This window comes from Chryseobacterium sp. CCNWLW53, from assembly GCF_037083525.1.
GTDB classification, from domain to species: domain Bacteria; phylum Bacteroidota; class Bacteroidia; order Flavobacteriales; family Weeksellaceae; genus Chryseobacterium; species Chryseobacterium lathyri.
The window spans coordinates 77526-96969 of the sequence record NZ_JBAOJR010000003.1; the positions used below are offsets into that span (position 1 = coordinate 77526).

14 protein-coding genes are annotated in these 19444 nt (G+C 36.2%); 2 read left to right on the top strand and 12 right to left on the bottom strand.

The features are described from left to right. Positions 1-56: 56 nt before the first annotated feature. From V6R96_RS09370 to tsf, 3 genes are all read right to left on the bottom strand, one after another. Complete coding sequence (locus tag V6R96_RS09370; protein WP_336379089.1) at positions 57-2900, bottom strand: T9SS type B sorting domain-containing protein; 2844 nt, start codon at positions 2898-2900, stop codon at positions 57-59. A 137-nt stretch (positions 2901-3037) separates the two neighbouring features. Next, positions 3038-5893, bottom strand: coding sequence for a gliding motility-associated C-terminal domain-containing protein (locus V6R96_RS09375; protein WP_336379088.1), 2856 nt, complete (start codon positions 5891-5893; stop codon positions 3038-3040). Positions 5894-6172: 279 nt separating this feature from the next. After that, positions 6173-7000 (bottom strand): translation elongation factor Ts, encoded by an 828-nt coding sequence (tsf, locus tag V6R96_RS09380; protein WP_111955588.1) that lies wholly within the window; start codon positions 6998-7000, stop codon positions 6173-6175. A gap of 144 nt (positions 7001-7144) precedes the next feature. On the opposite strand from tsf, the gene V6R96_RS09385 reads away from it, so the two are divergent. Beyond that, positions 7145-7903 (top strand): DUF6759 domain-containing protein, encoded by a 759-nt coding sequence (locus tag V6R96_RS09385; protein WP_111955586.1) that lies wholly within the window; start codon positions 7145-7147, stop codon positions 7901-7903. 62 nt (positions 7904-7965) lie between these two features. Here the strand turns inward: V6R96_RS09385 and V6R96_RS09390 are convergent, their stop codons facing one another. The 6 genes from V6R96_RS09390 to V6R96_RS09415 all read right to left on the bottom strand — a co-directional run bounded on the left by V6R96_RS09390 (position 7966) and on the right by V6R96_RS09415 (position 14936). Next, positions 7966-8922, bottom strand: a complete 957-nt coding sequence (locus tag V6R96_RS09390) for an acetyl-CoA carboxylase carboxyltransferase subunit alpha (protein WP_336379087.1) — start codon at positions 8920-8922, stop codon at positions 7966-7968. Between the two features lie 48 nt (positions 8923-8970). Beyond that, positions 8971-10698, bottom strand: a complete 1728-nt coding sequence (gene gltX, locus V6R96_RS09395) for a glutamate--tRNA ligase (RefSeq protein ID WP_336379086.1) — start codon at positions 10696-10698, stop codon at positions 8971-8973. A gap of 260 nt (positions 10699-10958) precedes the next feature. Continuing rightward, entirely contained in the window at positions 10959-11972 is a 1014-nt protein-coding gene (locus V6R96_RS09400; protein WP_336379085.1) for a hypothetical protein, read from the bottom strand. Continuing rightward, complete coding sequence (locus tag V6R96_RS09405; RefSeq protein ID WP_336379084.1) at positions 11969-12988, bottom strand: hypothetical protein; 1020 nt, start codon at positions 12986-12988, stop codon at positions 11969-11971. Before V6R96_RS09405 ends, V6R96_RS09400 begins: the two co-directional genes overlap by 4 nt. Then, on the bottom strand, positions 12985-13959 hold the full coding sequence (locus V6R96_RS09410; RefSeq protein ID WP_336379083.1) for a glycosyltransferase family 2 protein: 975 nt from the start codon (positions 13957-13959) through the stop codon (positions 12985-12987). The genes V6R96_RS09405 and V6R96_RS09410 overlap by 4 nt, the downstream gene beginning before the upstream one ends. Continuing rightward, complete coding sequence (locus V6R96_RS09415) at positions 13959-14936, bottom strand: hypothetical protein (RefSeq protein ID WP_336379082.1); 978 nt, start codon at positions 14934-14936, stop codon at positions 13959-13961. Before V6R96_RS09415 ends, V6R96_RS09410 begins: the two co-directional genes overlap by 1 nt. Positions 14937-14977: 41 nt before the next feature. On the opposite strand from V6R96_RS09415, the gene V6R96_RS09420 reads away from it, so the two are divergent. Beyond that, positions 14978-16075 (top strand): glycosyltransferase family 1 protein, encoded by a 1098-nt coding sequence (locus V6R96_RS09420; RefSeq protein ID WP_336379081.1) that lies wholly within the window; start codon positions 14978-14980, stop codon positions 16073-16075. Here the strand turns inward: V6R96_RS09420 and V6R96_RS09425 are convergent. The 3 genes from V6R96_RS09425 to rocD all read right to left on the bottom strand — a co-directional run bounded on the left by V6R96_RS09425 (position 16072) and on the right by rocD (position 19199). Continuing rightward, on the bottom strand, positions 16072-16815 hold the full coding sequence (locus V6R96_RS09425) for a polysaccharide deacetylase family protein (protein WP_111955570.1): 744 nt from the start codon (positions 16813-16815) through the stop codon (positions 16072-16074). The genes V6R96_RS09420 and V6R96_RS09425 overlap by 4 nt on opposite strands. A 381-nt stretch (positions 16816-17196) precedes the next feature. Further along, complete coding sequence (locus V6R96_RS09430) at positions 17197-17952, bottom strand: glycosyltransferase family 2 protein (RefSeq protein WP_223560379.1); 756 nt, start codon at positions 17950-17952, stop codon at positions 17197-17199. Then, positions 17952-19199, bottom strand: coding sequence for an ornithine--oxo-acid transaminase (rocD, locus tag V6R96_RS09435; RefSeq protein WP_336379080.1), 1248 nt, complete (start codon positions 19197-19199; stop codon positions 17952-17954). The genes V6R96_RS09430 and rocD overlap by 1 nt, the downstream gene beginning before the upstream one ends. Positions 19200-19444: the final 245 nt, after the last annotated feature.

Consider the following 19444-nt stretch of genomic DNA (forward strand, 5'->3'; position numbering starts at 1 on the left):
TAATAAAAAAACCGCGATGATAAAACCGCGGTTTGGGAAGTTGTATTTTTCAGCGTTTACTCTCTGCTTTTGACAAGAATCCAACCTGTATATTTTACAGCAGTCTGTTTACCAGCAGGTTCATTCCAATGGATCTCAAACCAGTAATTTCCGGTAGAAACTCTTTTGCTTCCGCCTAAAGTTCCGTTCCATTTATAGCCATTTGATTTATCTCCCTGGAATATTTTGCTTCCATATCGGTCAAAAATGGTGAATTCCAAATTCTTTTTGCCTGATAATAATGAATAATCGAGGACATCATTGACCCCGTCTTCATTAGGGGTAATAGCATTGATCAGGTTAGGAATGGTAATTTCTACTTTTATTGGATCGCAGTTATAACTGTCTTTCACATATACTGCAGGTGTTCCTCTTGCCACATCTGTGAATATGTTGGCATCCTGCCATTGGATATTGTCCAGTGAGTACTGGTATGGAGGAGTTCCGCCTATTGCATAAACGGTAACAGTGGTATTTGAAATATCAATATTGGAAACAACCGGCTGTTCGGAAGCATATACCTTCACAGTCTGAAGCGTTACACAATCGCCCGTTTTCAATTTTACCCAATAAGTTCCTACACCAACATTCTGGATGGACTGTGTTGTAGCACCTGTGCTCCATTCGTAACCATTGAAACCAGGTCCGGCATCCAATGTTGTTTTGTCTTCTATACAAATAATCTTATCAACAAGAACAGTAGACTTTACAGGGGGAAGAACGGTAAGTGAAACCTCTGCAATTCTGTAGCAGCCGTTTGCATTGATTACTTTTACATACACAACTCCGGTAGGAGCAATATAAGTTGCTGGATTTAAGATTTCATTCGTACTGTTGTCCGCATCTGTAGGAGAAGGATAATATTTCTTGGTTACTCCCGGCTGTACAGTTACTGAAGCGTTAGTAAGGTTAAATAATCCTGTCGCTGGATTCGCTTCCAGATAACAGGTTCTTAAAGAAGCATTATTAACAATAGGACTCTCAGAAACTGTTAAATTTAATGTTACCTCCTCACAATCTGTAAAGTCAGGATTATTTCCACAAAACTTATAAACAAATGAGTCCGGTCCTACATAAGTATAGGCAGGGGCATAGCTTATCACCCCTGTCACGGGGTCAACTACAGCATTACCATTAACAGGAGGTGTAACGATGATTACACTGCCCGGTACCACAGATTGTGTTGAATTTGTAAATGTTGGAACAATCAGCTTAACGCCGTCGCACACCGTTTCGTTCAATGTAGTTTCCGTAAGGCAAGTAAATACTTTATACACGGGAGTAGTTATTGGCGGACATGAGCCTACCGTGATCTTTACAGTATAGTTACCCGATTGTGTCGGAATATAAGAGTTGGCTACAGCTCCGGTAATGGGAGTGCTATCTCTGTACCACTGGTAAGAATCAAAGCTGTCATCCACTTCCAGAACAATTCCAGGAATACAGTCGCCGGTCTGTTTGGCAATAACCGGAATGGAGGAAAATCCTGCGAAATATCCACCATATCCTACCACGCCACTTCCTCCGGAGATTCCTGCTGTTACAGCTTTTGAAGAGGTTATTGTTACGTTTCCTGTAACATTCGGTACAGAATAAGATACCCATGATGAAGTTCCAGAGACAGGATAGGGTCCCTGAGCAGCAGGAGGGGTAGCACCGTTAACAGTAACTGCGGCTCCTGTTTCTGTCAGGATATTTAATTTAACATTGTTGGTTGTAGGGGGAAGGATGTTAATATTTCCTATTTCATCAATTCTTCTTGGAAGATAGCAGTTCAAAGGTGGGATATAATTGAATCCAATTGTTGCGTTACTTGTTGCAACACCTGCTAATAGCTGGTACACGTAAACATTTTTTGTTGTTTTAATGTACATATTGTAGTGGTTATTACCCTGATTGATGTAATTGGTATTGGATAACTTATTCACTCTGTAGCTTTCTCCTTCATTCAATGTGATTACCGGAGTTGCGCCATTGTTAATGAATACCTGGGTACCGCCTTCTGTAGCAACAATTAACGCATCCTCCATTCTTTCACTGATATCTCCGTTTCCTTTTACAAGAACGAATTCATTTCCCAGTCTGTCTGTAGGAACAGATTGGTCCATGACAATATCTGCTCCATCAAAAAAGCCACCTGGCGGAATAATAGCGAATTGGCCATTAAAATTTCCGTTAGTTACAGAAATCGGTTTATCAGCCTCTATTTTGGCACCGATAAAACCTTCTTTATTTCCGGCTCTATCGCCAATCCCTTCAATGATATAAGACTGGCCTTTATTGAGGGTAAAAGTCAGAGTTGGATTGCTTACACCCGTCCATCCGTTAGTAAATATAACGTCGGGAGAGTAATCTGAAACAGTAACGATAGTATTATCCTCTGTAGCCATCACACCGGTAGTAAAATTCAGTGCAACTATAGGATTTTCTATGGGCGAAACTACCGCATAAAACTTCTTGCCGATCCCTGCTTTTCCTTTAGATGTCAGGATTTCTCCATGACTGCTTACGGAAAACCTTAAGGTGGCGAAATAAGGTTTTGTACCTTTTGTATATATCCCTTTGCTTACCGGAACGAAAAGTTCAGAAGTATTGCTGGTAATAATGCTCCCTAAAGGAATGATAAATGTCTGAGGGCCCCCTTTGGAAACCGTTACTGTTCCCAGCAGGACGTTATTACTGTAAATTTCCACAGGAAATGGAGTGGTAGAATCCGTGGAGAAATATAAAGCCTGCTGTGGATTGACAACATTGGTGCTCCGTGCCGCCATCGGAGCAAACCAATGCTCCGTATCTCTTTGTGCAAAAAGTGGATTAGCTGTTATAAACAGCAATAGAAAAGTTAGTAAAAATATTTTCATTTATATGGGAATTAGGATTGTCGCAAAAATAGGAGAATATTTCATTTGGAATTATAAAATATGTATAAAATATTGATTTTTAATCAAAAAAAACCGCGATTTCAAATCGCGGTTAATTATTTATTGTTTAAAATGGTTTATTCAATGTTTTTAACTAAAATCCATCCTGTATAGTGAATAGGAGTTTTTTCTTTGTTGGTTTCATTCCAGTTGATATGATACCAATAGGTTCCTGTTACCAGCTTTTTGTCATAATGTTTTCCATCCCATTTGTAATTATTGAATTTGTTTCCGGTAAATACCATATTTCCGTATCTGTCATAAATTACAAAAGAAAGGTTTTCCTTATAAGCTAAATCACTATAGTCAATAAAGTCATTTTTATTATCACCATTAGGAGTAATGGCGTTTAATAAATTAGGAACCGTTACTTCTACTGATGTAGGATCGCAATTGTAAGCGTCCTTCACATAGAAAGTATGTTGGCCTCTTGTTAGTCCTGTGAACACATTAGAATCCTGCCAGTTGGATGGCGAATCTACTGCAAATTTGTATGGGGCTTTTCCTCCGTTTATAACCACTGTTGCTGTAGTGTTAGAAATTTCGATCTTGGTAATTACCGGATCTTCAGCTTTTTTTACTCTTACAATCTGTGGCAGCAGGCATCCGTTTTTGCCCAGAACTACAGTATATTCTCCAATACCTACATTTTGAATGGAGGGCGTTGTTGCTCCGGTACTCCATAGATAAGAGTCATATCCAGGACCTGCATCCAGATTTGTTGTTCCGTCCGCACAGATATACTGGTCAACAAGAATTGGCGATTTTTTTATAGGAAGAGCAATCAGCTGAATTTTTGCATTCGCTGTACACCCTTCGTTAGTGGTAACTTTTACATACACAAATCCTCCAGCAGACGGATAGTTCTGAGGGACTGTGATCTCGTTAGTTCCTGCAGTAAGATCGGCCAATGTAGGATAGTATTTTTTAACTACTGCATTATAGTCAGTAACGCTGGCTTTAGTAAGATCAAAATAAGCATATGGATCTACATCATATTGACATGCCTTGAGTATTGCATCTCTCACTACGAAAGGGACTACGGTAAGATTTAAAGTAACCTGCTCACAATCTATAAATTCAGTAGCATTACCACAGAATTTATAAACGATCTGATCTGCACCATAATAGTTGGCCGTAGGAGTGTAGGTAATCGTTCCGTTTGAATTTATTACAGCTGTACCATGTGCTGGCGGAGTAATAATCACCAGTGTACCTGGTACAGGGGTCTGTGTTGAAGATGTGAATGCCGGTGTAATAACCTTCGTAGAACATGCATTCAGTGTTTGTGTCGTAAGTTTTAAACAGGTAAATACCTTATAGATTGGGGTAGTAACAGGAGGACATGTACCCATTGTTACTTTTACCGTATAGTTTCCAGAAGTTGTAGGGGAAAATGTATTGGTCGTTGCCCCCGCGATAGCTGTTCCGTTCAGGAACCACTGGTACCCTTCATAAGTATCATCCACTTCAAGTACAATACCGGGAGCACATTCTCCGGAACGCTTGGTAATTACCGGAATTGAAGAGAATCCCGCAAAATACCCACCATATCCTACAGCACCACTTCCTGCAGAAATACCTGCGGTAACTGCTTTTGTTGAAATAACAGTAACGTTCCCTGTAATATTAGGAATAGAATAAGATACCCATGCTGTAGTTCCTGTTGCGGAGAAAGGACCCTGTGTAGTTGGAGGGATGACTCCATTTACTGTTACAGTCGCTCCTGTCTCAGTAAGTATGTTTAGTTTCACGTTTTTTGTACCACTGGAAAAAGTTTCAGGGAGTTCATTGATCAATCCTATCTCATCGATTTTTTTTGGAAGGAAACAGTTCAAAGGCGGGATGTAATTGAATCCTTCTGTGGCTGTACTGTTTGGAAGACCAGCCAAAAGCTGATAAACATATGCATTTTTAGAGGTTTTGATGTGCATATTGAAGTGGGAATTTCCCTGATCAATGTATGGGAATACATAGGTATTGTTTGGTCCCTGGCCTACTCTTACCCATTCTCCTTCATTCAGGGTTTGGATAGGAGTGGTAGATCCGTTAAGAAAAACCTGAGTATCATTTTCAGTTGCGATAATCATTGCGTCTTCATCCCCGTCATTGTTGTCTCCGTTTCCTTTTACAAGAACGAATTCATTTCCTAGCCTATCTACAGGAACGGATTGGTCCATAATAATATCAGAACCTCCGGATCCTGCGCTTGGAGGCAGGGCAAACTGACCATTAAAATTTCCGTTTGTAAGTGATATAGGTTTGTCGGATTCTATTTTGGCACCGATAAAGCCAGTGGCATTAGCACCCGTATTGTCCCGGCCTTCGATAATATATGCCTGCCCTTTATTAAGGGTAAATGTCATTGTTGGATTTGTGGTTCCTGTAGTACCGTTGGTAAACTGAAGGCCTGCATTATAGCCTGAAACTGTAACGTGAGTATTGTCCTCAGTAGCTAGAACCCCTGCAGTGAAATTTACATAAGTAATAGACTGTCCGGTCATTGGAGTAGAAGCAGCATAGAATTTCTTCCCGATTCCTGCTTTCCCCTTAGAGGTTAATATTTCTCCATGGCTGGTAACACTAAATCTGAAATTTACATAATATGGTTTTGTCCCTTTAGTGTAAATTCCTTTACCAATGGGGGTGAACATTTCAGACGGAGCAGAAGTGATCATTTTATCCGTTGTAAGCTCATACACTTTAGGATCACCTTTCATAATGGTTACTGTTCCAAGCAGTGCACCATTGCTGTAAATTTCTACAGGGAAAGGCGTTACTGAGTCTGTAGAAAAATATAAAGCCTGTTTAGGACTGAGCAAAGCGGAGGGTTTTGCTGCCATAGGCGCAAACCAGTGCTCTGTATCTCTTTGTGCAAAGAGCGTGTTAATTGATAAAAGAACTAATACTAAGCTGAGTAGAAATCTTTTCATGTGTCTGGAATTAGGATTTATACAAATTTAAAATAATATTTGAAATAGTGTTAAATAAATATAACAAAAGTTAAAAAATTAATCATGATTTTTAATTAAAAGCCATCCGTAATATAAAACTGCTAATTTCGTATCAGCCTCTGTACAGATAATCAGATACCAATAAATATCAGCGGAATATTTCTTCCGTTTACTTTTCTCTCTATTGTTTTAACTGGCATAACACATAAAAAATCCCGGTGAATTTCACCGGGATCTGTATTATTCTTTGAAAGATGATTAAGCTAAGCTTACTCTTACAAAACCTGTTACTTTAAGGTCTGCATTTACAGATTTTACATAGTCAGCTACAGAGATAGAGCTGTCTTTGATGAAATCTTGGTGTACCAAAGTGTTGTCTTTGTAGAATCTCTGCATTTTACCTTTCAGGATATTGTCGATAATGTTTGCAGGCTTACCTTCTTCAGTAAGTTTATGTCTTTCGATTTCCAATTCTTTGTCGATAGTTTCCTGAGAAACTCTGGTTTCGTCAAGAGCGATTGGGTTCATAGCAGCAGCCTGCATAGAAACAGCTTTAGCCACTTCGTCAGCTCCGTCTACCTTAGCAGAAAGGGCAGTGATAGCAGCGATTTTGTTTCCAGCGTGGATGTAAGCTCCAAGGTAAGGCCCTTCAATTCTTTCGAATGCTCCGATCTCGATTTTCTCACCGATAACTCCTGTCTGCTCGATTAATTTATCAGCAACAGTAAGTCCGTGGAAATCTGTAGCTAAAAGTTCTTCTTTAGTAGCTGCGAAAATAGCCATTTCAGCTAATTCGTAAGCAAGCTCGATGAAAGCTTCGTTTTTAGCAACGAAGTCAGTTTCGCAGTTTAAAGAGATGATCACCCCTAAAGTGTTATCCTCGTTTACTCTGGCGATTACTGCACCTTCAGAAGATTCTCTGTCAGCTCTGTTTGCAGCAACTTTCTGTCCTTTTTTTCTAAGGATATCTACTGCTTTTTCGAAGTCTCCTTCTGCTTCAACTAAAGCTTTCTTGCAGTCCATCATACCTGCACCTGTTTGGTTTCTTAATTTTGCTACGTCTGCAGCAGCTGGTGTATAAGACATAATATGTATTATTTTTTTATTTAAGATTAGTATTAATTTTTAGCTTAATTTTAAAGCAGTGCAAAGATAATGATTTTAATGATAAACTAAAAAATGACTTTTCACGTTATTGATATATTTAATACTATTTTAAAGACCTGATTAATGAAAAAAATCTTTCTACTTATATTTCTATGCATTTTTACCTTAGGTTTCTCCCAAAAAAAGAAAAAATCGAAATCTAAGGCTGTTGTAGAAAAAGAAACGGTAATCATCTATACAGAGCAGGATGCCGAAGCTTCTAAAGAGGCCAGAGTGATCGCCGGTTTTCTGAAACAAAACCCCGGACATGCCAAAACTGATTATTTTAAAAGAAAATTGATTGAAATGATTATGGCCGATAATTCTCCTGAAGCCAAACCTACGATTAAGCCGATCAGTAAAGAGAAAATAGAAAAAATTGTTCAGAATAATGAGCTTAACAGCGGTAAAGTGATAGCAGCCAATAATAAAACATCTGTTGAAAATAAGAACACGGATAAGATAAATGATGCTATAAATGCTTTGAAAGAAGAGAGACTGGCAAGTGTTGGTTCCGCAAGTTCCGCCAAAACTGCCGGGGTTGCCAAATCAGAAGCTAGTGAAGCCCATAAAAAAACGGCAGCAATGCTTACCCATATTTTTAATAATGATATGAATAAGAATGAGGCTTATGTCAATATCAAGAACAGATCAAGCTGTAATCTGATCGTAAAAATAAGTGGAAAAAAATATTATAATCTAACGGTTCCCGCCAAGGGACAGAATTTTATTCTGATAGATAAAGGGGAGTATGTACTGACTACAATGGTGTGTGATGCAAAATATTCTTCGATCAAGAAAGTTACTCAGGATATTGAAATTGCACTCAACGTAGCTGATTAAGATCAATTAAAACTAAACTATAAGTAAAAACGGTTAAGAAATTTTCTTAACCGTTTTTTATTTTATCCTTTAAACTGTCCCATTGCAATGAATTTCTCCTGCCTCTGGGTTTCAAGTTCCTGTCCTGAGAACTTTGAAAAAGCTTTAATATTCTGTAAAATAGAATGCTTAAGGTTCAGATAAGCTACTTCAGGATCATATTGGGCACCTCCAAGGGGTTCTTCAATAATACCGTCGATGAATTTTTCTCTTAAAGCATCTTTCGGGGTAAGGTTTAATGCATTGGCTGCATCTTCCTTATGATCCCAGTTTCTCCATAAAATAGAAGAGCAGCTTTCCGGCGCGATTACAGTATACCATGTATTTTCAAGCATGTATACTTTATTTCCGACTCCTATTCCCAAAGCTCCGCCACTTGCTCCTTCACCAATAATATAAGTGAAAATCGGAGTTTTAAGCTGAACCATTTCAAAAATATTTCTGGCAATCGCTTCTCCCTGTCCTCTTTCTTCAGCTTCTAATCCAGGATAAGCTCCCGGTGTATCTACTAAAGTCACTACAGGGATTTTGAATTTTTCAGCAAGCTTCATTAGTCGTAAAGCTTTTCTGTATCCTTCAGGATTTGGCATTCCGAATCTTCTGTACTGTCTTTCTTTAGTGGTTCTCCCTTTCTGGGTTCCTATGATCATTATTTTCTGGTCATCCAATGTTGCTAAACCGCCGATCATTGCAGGGTCATCTGCGAAATTTCTGTCACCGTGAAGCTCCAGAAAACTCCCTTTATCTACCATTCCGTTGATATAGTCAATTGTATAAGGACGATCAGGATGGCGGGATAGTTGTACTCTTTGCCAAGGGGTAAGATTTTCGTAGATTTCTTTTTTCTTTTCCAAAATCTTGTCCTCAATCTGGCTGCATGCTAATTTTACATCAACACCACTTTCTTCTCCTACTAAAGAACAAGTCTGAAGTTGATCCATCAGATCTTTTATAGGAAGTTCGAAACTTAAATATTCCATTTCTTGAAGTAAATTAAATCTTTCAAATTTATGAAAAATTATGAAAAACTATTTAAAATTATTGATAGCATTGTTTATTCGGGAGGTAGTTTCCTCTTTTCCAATCAGTTCCATGATATCCGGAACATCCGGGCCTTTCAGTTCTCCTACCAGAGCCAAACGCAGCGGCATCATTACTTTTCCCATCCCCAGGCCTTTGTTTTCCGCGAAATCGTGAACTGCCTGCTTCAGGATTTCTGAGCTAAATTCAGTGGCAGTAAGATTTTCGGATAATTCCCCTAAAACAGCTGAAGTCTCCTCGTTCCATGCTTTTTTTGATGCTTTTTCATCGTAAGAAACCGGAGCTTTAAAGAAAAATTTTCCGTTTTCATAAATATCTTTAGGAAAGGTAGCTCTTTCTTTCATCAAACCGATGATCTTTACTAACTTTTCATCAGAAACACCGGAAAGGTCAATGTCTGTATTTTTTAACAGCTGCAGAAGCTCGTCGTCCGATTTCATCTGGATATACTGATGGTTGAACCACTCGGATTTCTCCTTGCTGAATCTGGCACCTGCTTTATGTACTTTATGAAGATCAAATTCTTTACCCATTTCTTCCAGTGATAAGATTTCTTTATCATCTGAAGGAGTCCAGCCTAACAAAGCGACCATATTAATAAATGCCTCAGGAAGATAACCACTTTCTCTATAGCCTTTTGAAACATTTCCTGTTTTAGGATCCGTAAAGTTTAAGGGAAACACAGGGAATCCGAATTTATCACCGTCTCTTTTGCTTAATTTCCCGGAAAGGCCCTTCTTTAAAAACTGTTTTACAGAGGCGGTTAACGGATTATCTTTATCATTTTCGCCCAGCATTGATTTAAATCTCGGGCTTTTTACTTCTGCAAAGAAAGATTTAATAAGCTCTGCTGATTCATCAAAAGAAAACTGGCTGTTTTTCAAAACGAATTCTTCTGCAAAAGATTTTGTGATGCTGTCAATATTATCTTTATTAATTAAAGTTGATACATCAGGCTTCAGGATTAAAGAAAGGTGGGCAAACTGAGGTGCTTCCCATCCCATCGCTTCGTATAATAAAGTGTGAAGTCCTAAAGATGGCAGCCATTCTTCACCACGGATCACGTGGGAAATTTCCATTTCGTGGTCATCAATGATGTTGGCAAAATGATAAGTAGGCATTCCATCGTTCTTTACAAGAACTTTATCATCCAGTGTATTGGTGTTCACAGAAGAATTTCCTCGGATGATATCCTGAAGGTTTAATGTTCTGTCAACCGGCATTTTGAATCTTACCACATAAGGTGTTTTTTCATCCAGTAACTTCTGAACTTCCTCTTCGGAAAGTGCAACACTGTTTCTGAGACGGTTTCTGGTTTTATTATCATAAGAGAAAACCTCACCGTTGGCTTCAAATTCAGCACGGATGGCATCCAGTTCTTCAGGAGTATCAAAAGCGATATAGGCATAATCTGTTTTCAGGATCTGCGCTGTGTATCTGTCGTAGATGTCTCTTCTTTCAGACTGTCTGTAAGGGGCAAACTTCCCTCCTTTCTTAGGACTTTCATCAGGAACGATTCCGCACCATTCTAAAGCTTCTTCGATATAGTCTTCAGCTCCTTCTACATATCTAGCCGTATCTGTATCTTCGATTCGAAGTACAAATTCACCACCTTGGTTTTTGGCAAAAAGATAATCATATAATGCGGTTCTTACGCCTCCCAAATGCAATGGTCCGGTAGGACTTGGAGCAAAACGAACTCTTACTTTCCCCATTTCAATAAAAATTTTGTGCAAATTTACTTAAAATTATACGTTTTAAGGATTATTTACACTTCCGTTATTCGTTTTTTTGAATTTTTAATTTCTATAAATTAAAAATTAATAGGAATAAATTATTTAGAAATTAATAGGAATAATAGCCTCGGGGAAATATTTTGTATTGGTAGATGGCTTGGATTACAATTAAAAAGAACTGAAATAGATTTGAGATTATAAAAAACTAGAGATTGTCTCGAAAGCTTGTCTCTTGGCTTTTATATTTTTTTAAATAATAATTGTACGGCATTTTCAAAAGTCTCTTTTTCCTTTAACAAAATAGCTTTATAATCTTGAAAATCTCCCGAAGAAGAAATATAGTTTTCCATACATTCTTTAATTGTTTCAGTTATTGTAGGAATACATTCGTCTTCAAAATCATATCTATATTTTTCAAGGATAGGCATGTCTTCCTTATAGGCAGCAGAACCCTTCTTACCAATTATCAAGCAACAATCCATCATACATGCTTCTCTGGGCATTCTTTCTTTGCCCGGATGATATCCGAAATCAATATAAACTTTTGCTTTTTTCATATTTTGAGAAACTTGTTCTGGAGTCATGTTCTCCAAAGGAATCCATTTATATTGTTGGTTTTGCCTTCTTATTTTTTCAAGAAATTCTCCGTTTTTCTTCGGATTATAAATGATAATATCTTCTTTAAAGCCTCTATAATTTTCTCCTTTACGAAAACTTTCGCTCATATAATCAGAAATTTGACCTTCAATATCAAACTTGTTTTCTTTAAGAAACTCCAAAGAATAAAAAGAGTGAGCAATATGTTTTGCCTTGCTTTTTCTCACTCTCTTAACAGTTGGAATGGGAAAAGGGCTAAAAAAATTACGAATTTTAAAATTCTTTTTACTTTCATAAAAAGCAGTGTAATCTTTTAGCACAATAAAAAAATTAGTAACGCTTAGCCACCATACATGCTTTTTTAAGTTTGAATATTTTTTATCCCAGAGATGTATGCAATATGTTTCTGGAAATATTATTATATTTTTTGATGAATTGTTCAAAATCTGGCTGTATTTGACTCCATATTGTTCATAGTTTGGATTTACGGGATTATCTATGGAGCCCATTTCATTATCTAAATAATGCATAAAAACATTATATCCAAAATCCGATAATGCTTTTCCAAGCTGATGTAAAGCTTCGGGTCCGCCAGTCGCAAAATGTGCAGGACACAGTATATAAATGATAGAATCTTTTTGTATCTCTATACTCATGGTAAATTAATTTGTATGAAAGGAGAAATATTTAAAACGTATTTAATCCAGTTTGAAAAAGAATATTTTTCATAGATTTCCGGAGATAATTCTTTATATGGTTTCTTTATAAATGCTTCAAGGCCAGTCATTTTGTTGTCTTCAAATATAAAAATATTATCAGGATGATAAAAGTCGTATTCTTTTACCAAAATATTATTTGTAATAAGTTTTTTGCGATATCCTAAACTTTCAAAAGTTCTAAAGGACAATCCGTTATGGATAGGATTGGCTAGATCAAGAATGTAATTTGATTTTAGAATATTTTTATGATTCTCTTTGAATGTGTAAGCAGTCTCTATAAGATTAAAATGATATTCATCTTTTCTATTCAATATTTCCTTATGAGGACAAAGAATATTAATGTTACTGTTAAAACCAATTTCATTGAACCTTTTTGCGATAGTATTGATAAGGTCCATTCTTTCAGGAAGATAGCTTCCTATGAAAAAAATATCTTGTTCGGTTTTAGGAAGTACTTCTTCTTCAAAATAAAAATTGGTTAGAGGAATGGAACTGGGAAATTCTTTAAGGTCATTTTTATCAAAAATAAAAAATCTGTCGAAAATATCTACAATTTTTTTTACTTCAGGAAATCTATTCATTCCATCCCATTGATATACAGCGGTAACTTTGGATTTGTTATTAATTTGCTCTAAAAAATCAATAGGATAATTATCGGGACGTATTATTAAAGAATAATCAAGTTGAGGTAAATCTAAAAATTTTTTTTGATATTTTTTTTCTCGTTTCTTATTAACAATAGGTCTAATGTTTGTTTTATAGCTCCTATCTCTTTTGAAAATTTTATAATAATTGTGAATAATAATATGCTTTAATGGAACTTTCCATGTAAATTCATAATGATATAAATAAACCTTGAAACCCATTTTTTTTAACTCATTTTGTATCCTTATATTTATTTCAAAGTCAGAAGGAACCGCTAAGAGAATATTTTTATTATTAACTATCTTCATTTATTCAGCTGTCTTTTATTGAAAATTTTATCCGTGAAATTGAGAAGAAATCCACGTACAGGATATTTTTTTATCATAATTTTTTTTGCAGTAAGGTATTCCTTTTCAATTATAGGAATATTATTTTTTATAAAATATAGTTTTTCTGTGTCATCTATTTTTGAAAGAAGTTTTTTTGATTTTTCGTATGATATGGATAACTTTTTAATGATTCTTTTTAGAGAGGAAAAGCTTTGATGCTCAAGACTTAAATCAAAAAACTGTAATAAAAATAACTTATTTTTTGGTGTTTTATCAAAAAAAACTCCTCCTACTTGTTGAGAAGAGTGCTCTCTATAGTAAAATAATTTTTCGTTTAGCAATTCAAATTTATTTTCATAAGAAGAAACTAAGGCAATCCATTCGTCATGGTGAAGTCCATCTAAGGTAGGAAATGGCAATATATTTTTCAAATAATCTTTCTTTACTGCCATACTTGCTCCTGTTGCAATATTTGAAATATAAGAGATAATTTTAAAGTAATCTACTTTCAAGTTTTTCTCCTTCAAGAATTCGCTAGCATCCCAAAGGGAATACCTTTCAATCAAATTTCCTTTTTCATCAATGGCAAAGCCATTTGTCGCAATTATTGATATGTCAGGATTTTCTTGAAAATAATTTAAAATTTTTTCAACCTTATCTTTTCTCCATCTATCATCTTGATCACTTAGAAAAATGATATCACCTGTACAAAGTGATATGGCTTTCTCAAAATTCTTTACACTTCTTAAATTTTTTTCGTTACTATGGATTTTAAAAACTTTCGGGAATTTATTTTGATATTCTAATAGAATATTTTTTGTTTGATCAGTAGATCCATCATCACAAACCACAATTTCATTTACATAATTAGTTTGATGAAGAATAGAATCTAGTTGTTCTCTTAAAAATTTTTCACCATTATATGTACAGAGTGCAACAGAGACTTTCATTATTTATTTAATTTAAAAATGGTGTTTATCCAATTATCCAAAGTATATTTATAATAAATATCTGTCGGAAGTATTTCATATGGAGTTTCAAAAAAGCTTTTTTTAATATTACTAAAATTTTTATCTAAAATTAGAATATTATTGGGATTATAAAAATCATACGTTTTGATGGTGGGGTTATCAGTAATAATTTTCTTTTCCAGAGCCATGGCTTCAAATATTCTGAAGCTGAGTCCGGTCTGGTCGGCCCGCATCAGGTCAAGGATAACTTTAGTATTCTTATAATAGGCGGGAAGTACGTGATGAGGTATCTTTTTTCTTCCGAACTTTAAAATATCAATATTCTTTTTATCAATGATCTGGTTCAGTTTATTTTTCCAGCCCTTTTTTCCAACCATATAGACCTCGAATTTTATTTTCATTGGATGTATACGGTTGATTAACATATTTAAGGCAGAAAGCCTTTTTTGGTCATACGATGTGATGTAAAACAGGTCCAGCTTCGGACGCTGATTGGATGCCGGAATATGGTCCAGGTAATTATAATTGGTAATCTTTTCGAATCCGAAGTTCTTTACATCTTCATCATCAAAAGAAAATATCGTATCAAAATAATGTAGAAGATGGGTAGCCGGGTTCCGCGCCATGCTGTCATACAGATAGGCAATGTTCCGGTCCGTATATTCCCTGATCTTCTGATGGATGCTTTCGTCAATAGCCTCAGGATTGATGACCAGGATTTGATCCTGTCGTCCTATTTTTTCCAGAGACTCCAGTATGAAACTTTGTCTTTTGTGATATTTTGGATTTTTGCCCAGAAAAATCTTGCTGAACGTGTTTTTTATACGCTCTCCGGTATTTTTGTGGGTAAAGGCTCCGATGTTGATGTGGCATGCTTCAATGCCTTTATCACTCAGTTTTTCCACTATGTGTTCATCATAATTCCAGAAATCGAAGCTGATTAAACAAATTTTCATACTGCAAAAATAAAAATTTCATATTTAAATTTATATTTTTGATGAAAAGCCTGACCGGAATGCAAAAGAAAATTCTTATTGATGTCGAAAGATTAAAGTACCCGAAGTCGGGGATTGCCAACGTATGTGTTTCATTAATAAAGGGTCTGGACGAGAAAACCTCTGATTTTGAGTATACTTTTTACGGACCAAAAAAAAATATTCTACAGACGAAAAAAAAATTTAATATTATCGACTGGAAGTTCTGGCAGAAGAAATTTTCTATAAATACTCAGCCTTTTTCCCTGATTCATACCGCTCATCAGCTTTCCAAATATTTTCATACCGTAAAAAAAGGACAAAAAAAGGTAGTAACGCTTCATGATCTTAATTTTCTTCACGATGGAAGCCTGGAACAAAAAGTGAAAAAAGACACAAAACTCGTTCAGAAAAATATAGGTAATGCAGATGCCATCGTTTGTATCTCAGAATTTGTAAAAGAAGATTTTCTTAAGAACAGGAAGCTTTTTACTTTAAAAAATGACGTTAAAGTAACAGTAGTCTATAACGGACTCATTTTTCCCGAAACCACGGAGTTCACTTCTAAGAACAGGTACAGTTTCATCGGGAAGAAATATATTTTAAATATCGGAGTGCTTTTCCCAAAAAAAAATCAGGATGTACTTCTGGATCTTATTTCAAAAAATGACAGAGACCTGGTATTGGTAACTTCATCTGCAAAATCTGCCTATAAAGAGAAATTTTTGGAGAAAATAAAAAACCTGGGACTGGAAGATAAAGTGCACATCCTGGAAAATATAGATAATAACGAAAAATATTTTCTTCTTCAGCATTGCGAATCATATTGCCATCCTTCATTGGCAGAAGGTTTTGGAATTCCTCCCGTGGAAGCCATGTATTTTGGAAAACCTGTTTTTTTAAGCACATTAACAAGCCTTCCTGAGATAGGGGGAGATTTGGCTTTTTATTTTGATGATTTTTCAGCGGAACATATGCAGCAGGTTTATGCATCCGGAATGCAGGCTTATAGCTCCGGAACGGATGAATATGCTGTACAGTTAAAGCAGAGAGCCCTAAAATTCGGATACCTGGAAATGGCAGGAGCTTATGAAAAGCTTTACCATGAACTACTGAATTAAAGTTTAATCTTTCCGAGCCTTAATTTCCACTTAAATACATCGAAACTGTCACCTCCCCTGATATCAATTCTTTTAATCTCAAATTTATTTTTCCAGGGATAATAGGCAATATTGTTACCGATGCGTACTGCAGAAATAATTCCTGCTTTTTCGAGTAGGGAGAAAAATTCTTTTTTTTGTTCCCCTTTCTTAGGGAATTTGCCATAAGGGTAGGCGAGTACCTTGGTGAAAGGGATTGCTTTTTCCTCCAGGGTACGGATGTTTTTATGAATATCATCTGCTGCTTCCTGAAGTGAGATCTGAGAAAAGTTCTTATGAGAGTGGCTATGAAGCGCAATTTCAACGATTTCAGGATTTAACGATCTGATCTCGTCAAATGTCATGAGCTGGCGGTTTTCATCCGCTTCGCTTTTCTGGATAAGTTCGGTTGGAATGAAGATGGTGGCTTTCAAACAGTATTTTTCCAGCAAAGGAACTAAGTATTGAAGATTGTTGAGGTAGCCATCATCAAAAGTGAGAATGAGTTTGTTTTTCAACTGGCTGTTGGTTTTCAGTTCATTAAAAAATAAGGTGTTATAATTATTTTTAATGTATTTAAACTGCTGTTCCAGATCTTCTGCCGAAACGGTCAGCAAATCTTTGCCGGAAATTTTTTTCTCCGGCAAAACTTTATGATACATGAGAATGCGAACACTTTCTGTTCCTGAGAATCCGAATGTTCTTTTAATAAATCTGAGCATGGCTATATGAATGTATAAACCGTGTTTTATATAATGCTGTCTATAAAATTATTTACGGTTTATATAATTCTATTGTTTATTACTGACTAACTGATTGAATAATGTATGAGTCTACAAAAAAAGACATCTGTTACAAGATTCAAAATTAATTAAATATTGAACGCATTAACTTAAAAATAGCTTAAAATAAGATTTAAGCTAGCAAACAACTTGAACACAAAGTTAAGTAAGAAGTATTAAGCAAGGACAGTAAAGCGATAAATAGAGGTCATCCGGCTATTTATAACAATCTGCATTAGATGATTAAATCTATGGCATTATATAGCAGAACAGCCGGCTGCAATAGAATTGAGCCGGCTGTTTAGTTTTAATCCGAAGAAATTATTTGAATTTATGGATTTCGTTAATTTTTATATACTTCAGAAAGGTGTAAAATGCTCCGGTGATTGAGATATAAAATCCGGCGACGCCATCCAGAAAGCCCAGTTTAAAAAAATAGGTTTTCATGAAGTCATAAAAAGGAGAAAATATAATTTTAAAAAGAGACACTGATTTCCCGTTCAAAACCTTTTTTTCTGCCATCAGCTGTGTGTAATTATTGATCTTTTCAATATGATGGGCAATGCTTTTATAGGTGTAGTGATCAATATTTCCGGGAAGCCTTCCTTTTTTATCCTGTGTAATAAAGCATTCATGTACCAAATCGTCAGAATATTTTCCGTGCCCTTTTCTGAAGAATCTTTCTCTCCACACATTACCCCAGCCGCCATATTGTATGGTTTTCTTCAGCAGAATATTGTTGAAGTGGATCTCATAGACGTTATAGGAAGGATTGGAACTGGTTAAAATTTCTTTGATAGCATCAACAGCCGTTTTATCCGGAACTTCATCGGAATCCAAAAACAGGATCCACTCTCCGGAAGCTTCAGACAGGGTATAGTTTTTCTGACAGCCGAAGCCGTGAAATTTTTTTCTGATAAATTTTACCTTCGGAAACCCCATACAGATTTCCTCAGTTTTGTCTGTGGAAAAAGAATCAACGACTATTATCTCATCAGCAATCTCGTAGACGCTGCTGATGCTTTTTTCAATGACTCTTTCTCCATTTAAAACAATATAACAGACTGATAACTTCATTAACGAAATTCTGTAATAGTTTTTTCAATGATTCTGACACAGTCTAAAAGCTGCTCTTCTGTAATAACCAAAGGTGGTGCCAGTCTGATGATATTTCCGTGGGTAGGTTTGGCCAAAAGTCCATTTTCTTTTAACTGTAGGCAAAGGTTCCATGCTGTAGAGCTGTCCGGAGTATCATTAATTAAAATAGCATTCAAAAGGCCTTTTCCCCTTACTTTGGTAATAAGACTGTTGTTTTCGATAATTTTTTCGATTTCGGCTCTGAAAAGTTGTCCCAGCTGTTCGGCTCTTTCGGACAGTTTCTCATCGGCAACCACATCCAATGCTGCTACGGCTACGGCGCATGCAATAGGATTTCCTCCAAAGGTAGAACCGTGCTGTCCCGGCTTGATTACATTCATAATGCTGTCATTAGCCAATACTGCAGAAACAGGATACATCCCTCCGGAAAGGGCCTTTCCTAAGATAAGAATATCAGGCTGTACATTTTCATGGTGGCATGCAATAAGCTGTCCTGTTCTTGCGATACCGGTCTGCACCTCATCTGCAATAAACAGTACGTTATGTTTTTTACATAATTCAGAAGCGTTTTTCAGGAAACCTTCATCCGGAACGTAAACACCGGCTTCACCCTGGATAGGCTCCACTAAAAATGCAGCGATATTTCCTACTTCTCTGTTCAGAACTTCTTCTAATGCTGCAGTATCATTGTAAGGGATTTTTATGAATCCGGGTGTGAAAGGTCCATAGTTCTGGTTGGCATCAGGATCATTGGAGAAAGAAACAATGGTAGTTGTTCTTCCGTGGAAATTATTTTCGCATACGATGATCTTGGCTGCATTTTCTGAAATTCCTTTTACTTCGTAACTCCATTTTCTGGCTAATTTTACGGCTGTTTCTACGGCTTCAGCTCCGGAATTCATAGGAAGTACCTTATCAAATCCAAAAAGGGAAGTGATTTTTTGCTCATACTCGCCTAATTTTGAATTGTAAAATGCTCTTGATGTCAGGGCCAGCTTCTGGGCCTGATCTACCAAAGCTGCCACAATTTTAGGATGGGAATGTCCTTGGTTCACAGCAGAATATGCTGAAAGAAAATCATAATATTTTTTGCCTTCCACGTCCCATACAAAAACGCCTTCGCCGCGGTCAAGAACCACTGGAAGAGGGTGATAGTTATGGGCTCCATGTTTGTCTTCAAGGTCAATAAAATACTGTGAGTTTTTTGCTGTTGCTGCTGTTGACATATGTTTCGGTTTTTGACAAATTTAAGCATTATTAATGAGATGCATGAACAAAAACGTAATACAGTACAACTGGGGATTTAAAGTGTATTTTAAGGCTATGTTATGCTCCTCTAGAAAATATTTCTTTTCCTGATCAAGGGGTGTAGGTTTTATATCTTTCCGGAATGGGTTCTATTATTTTTAGGATGTTGTTATTATCATATTAATAAAGTACGGGAAGTTTTCGGATCATATTGCAGGAACTC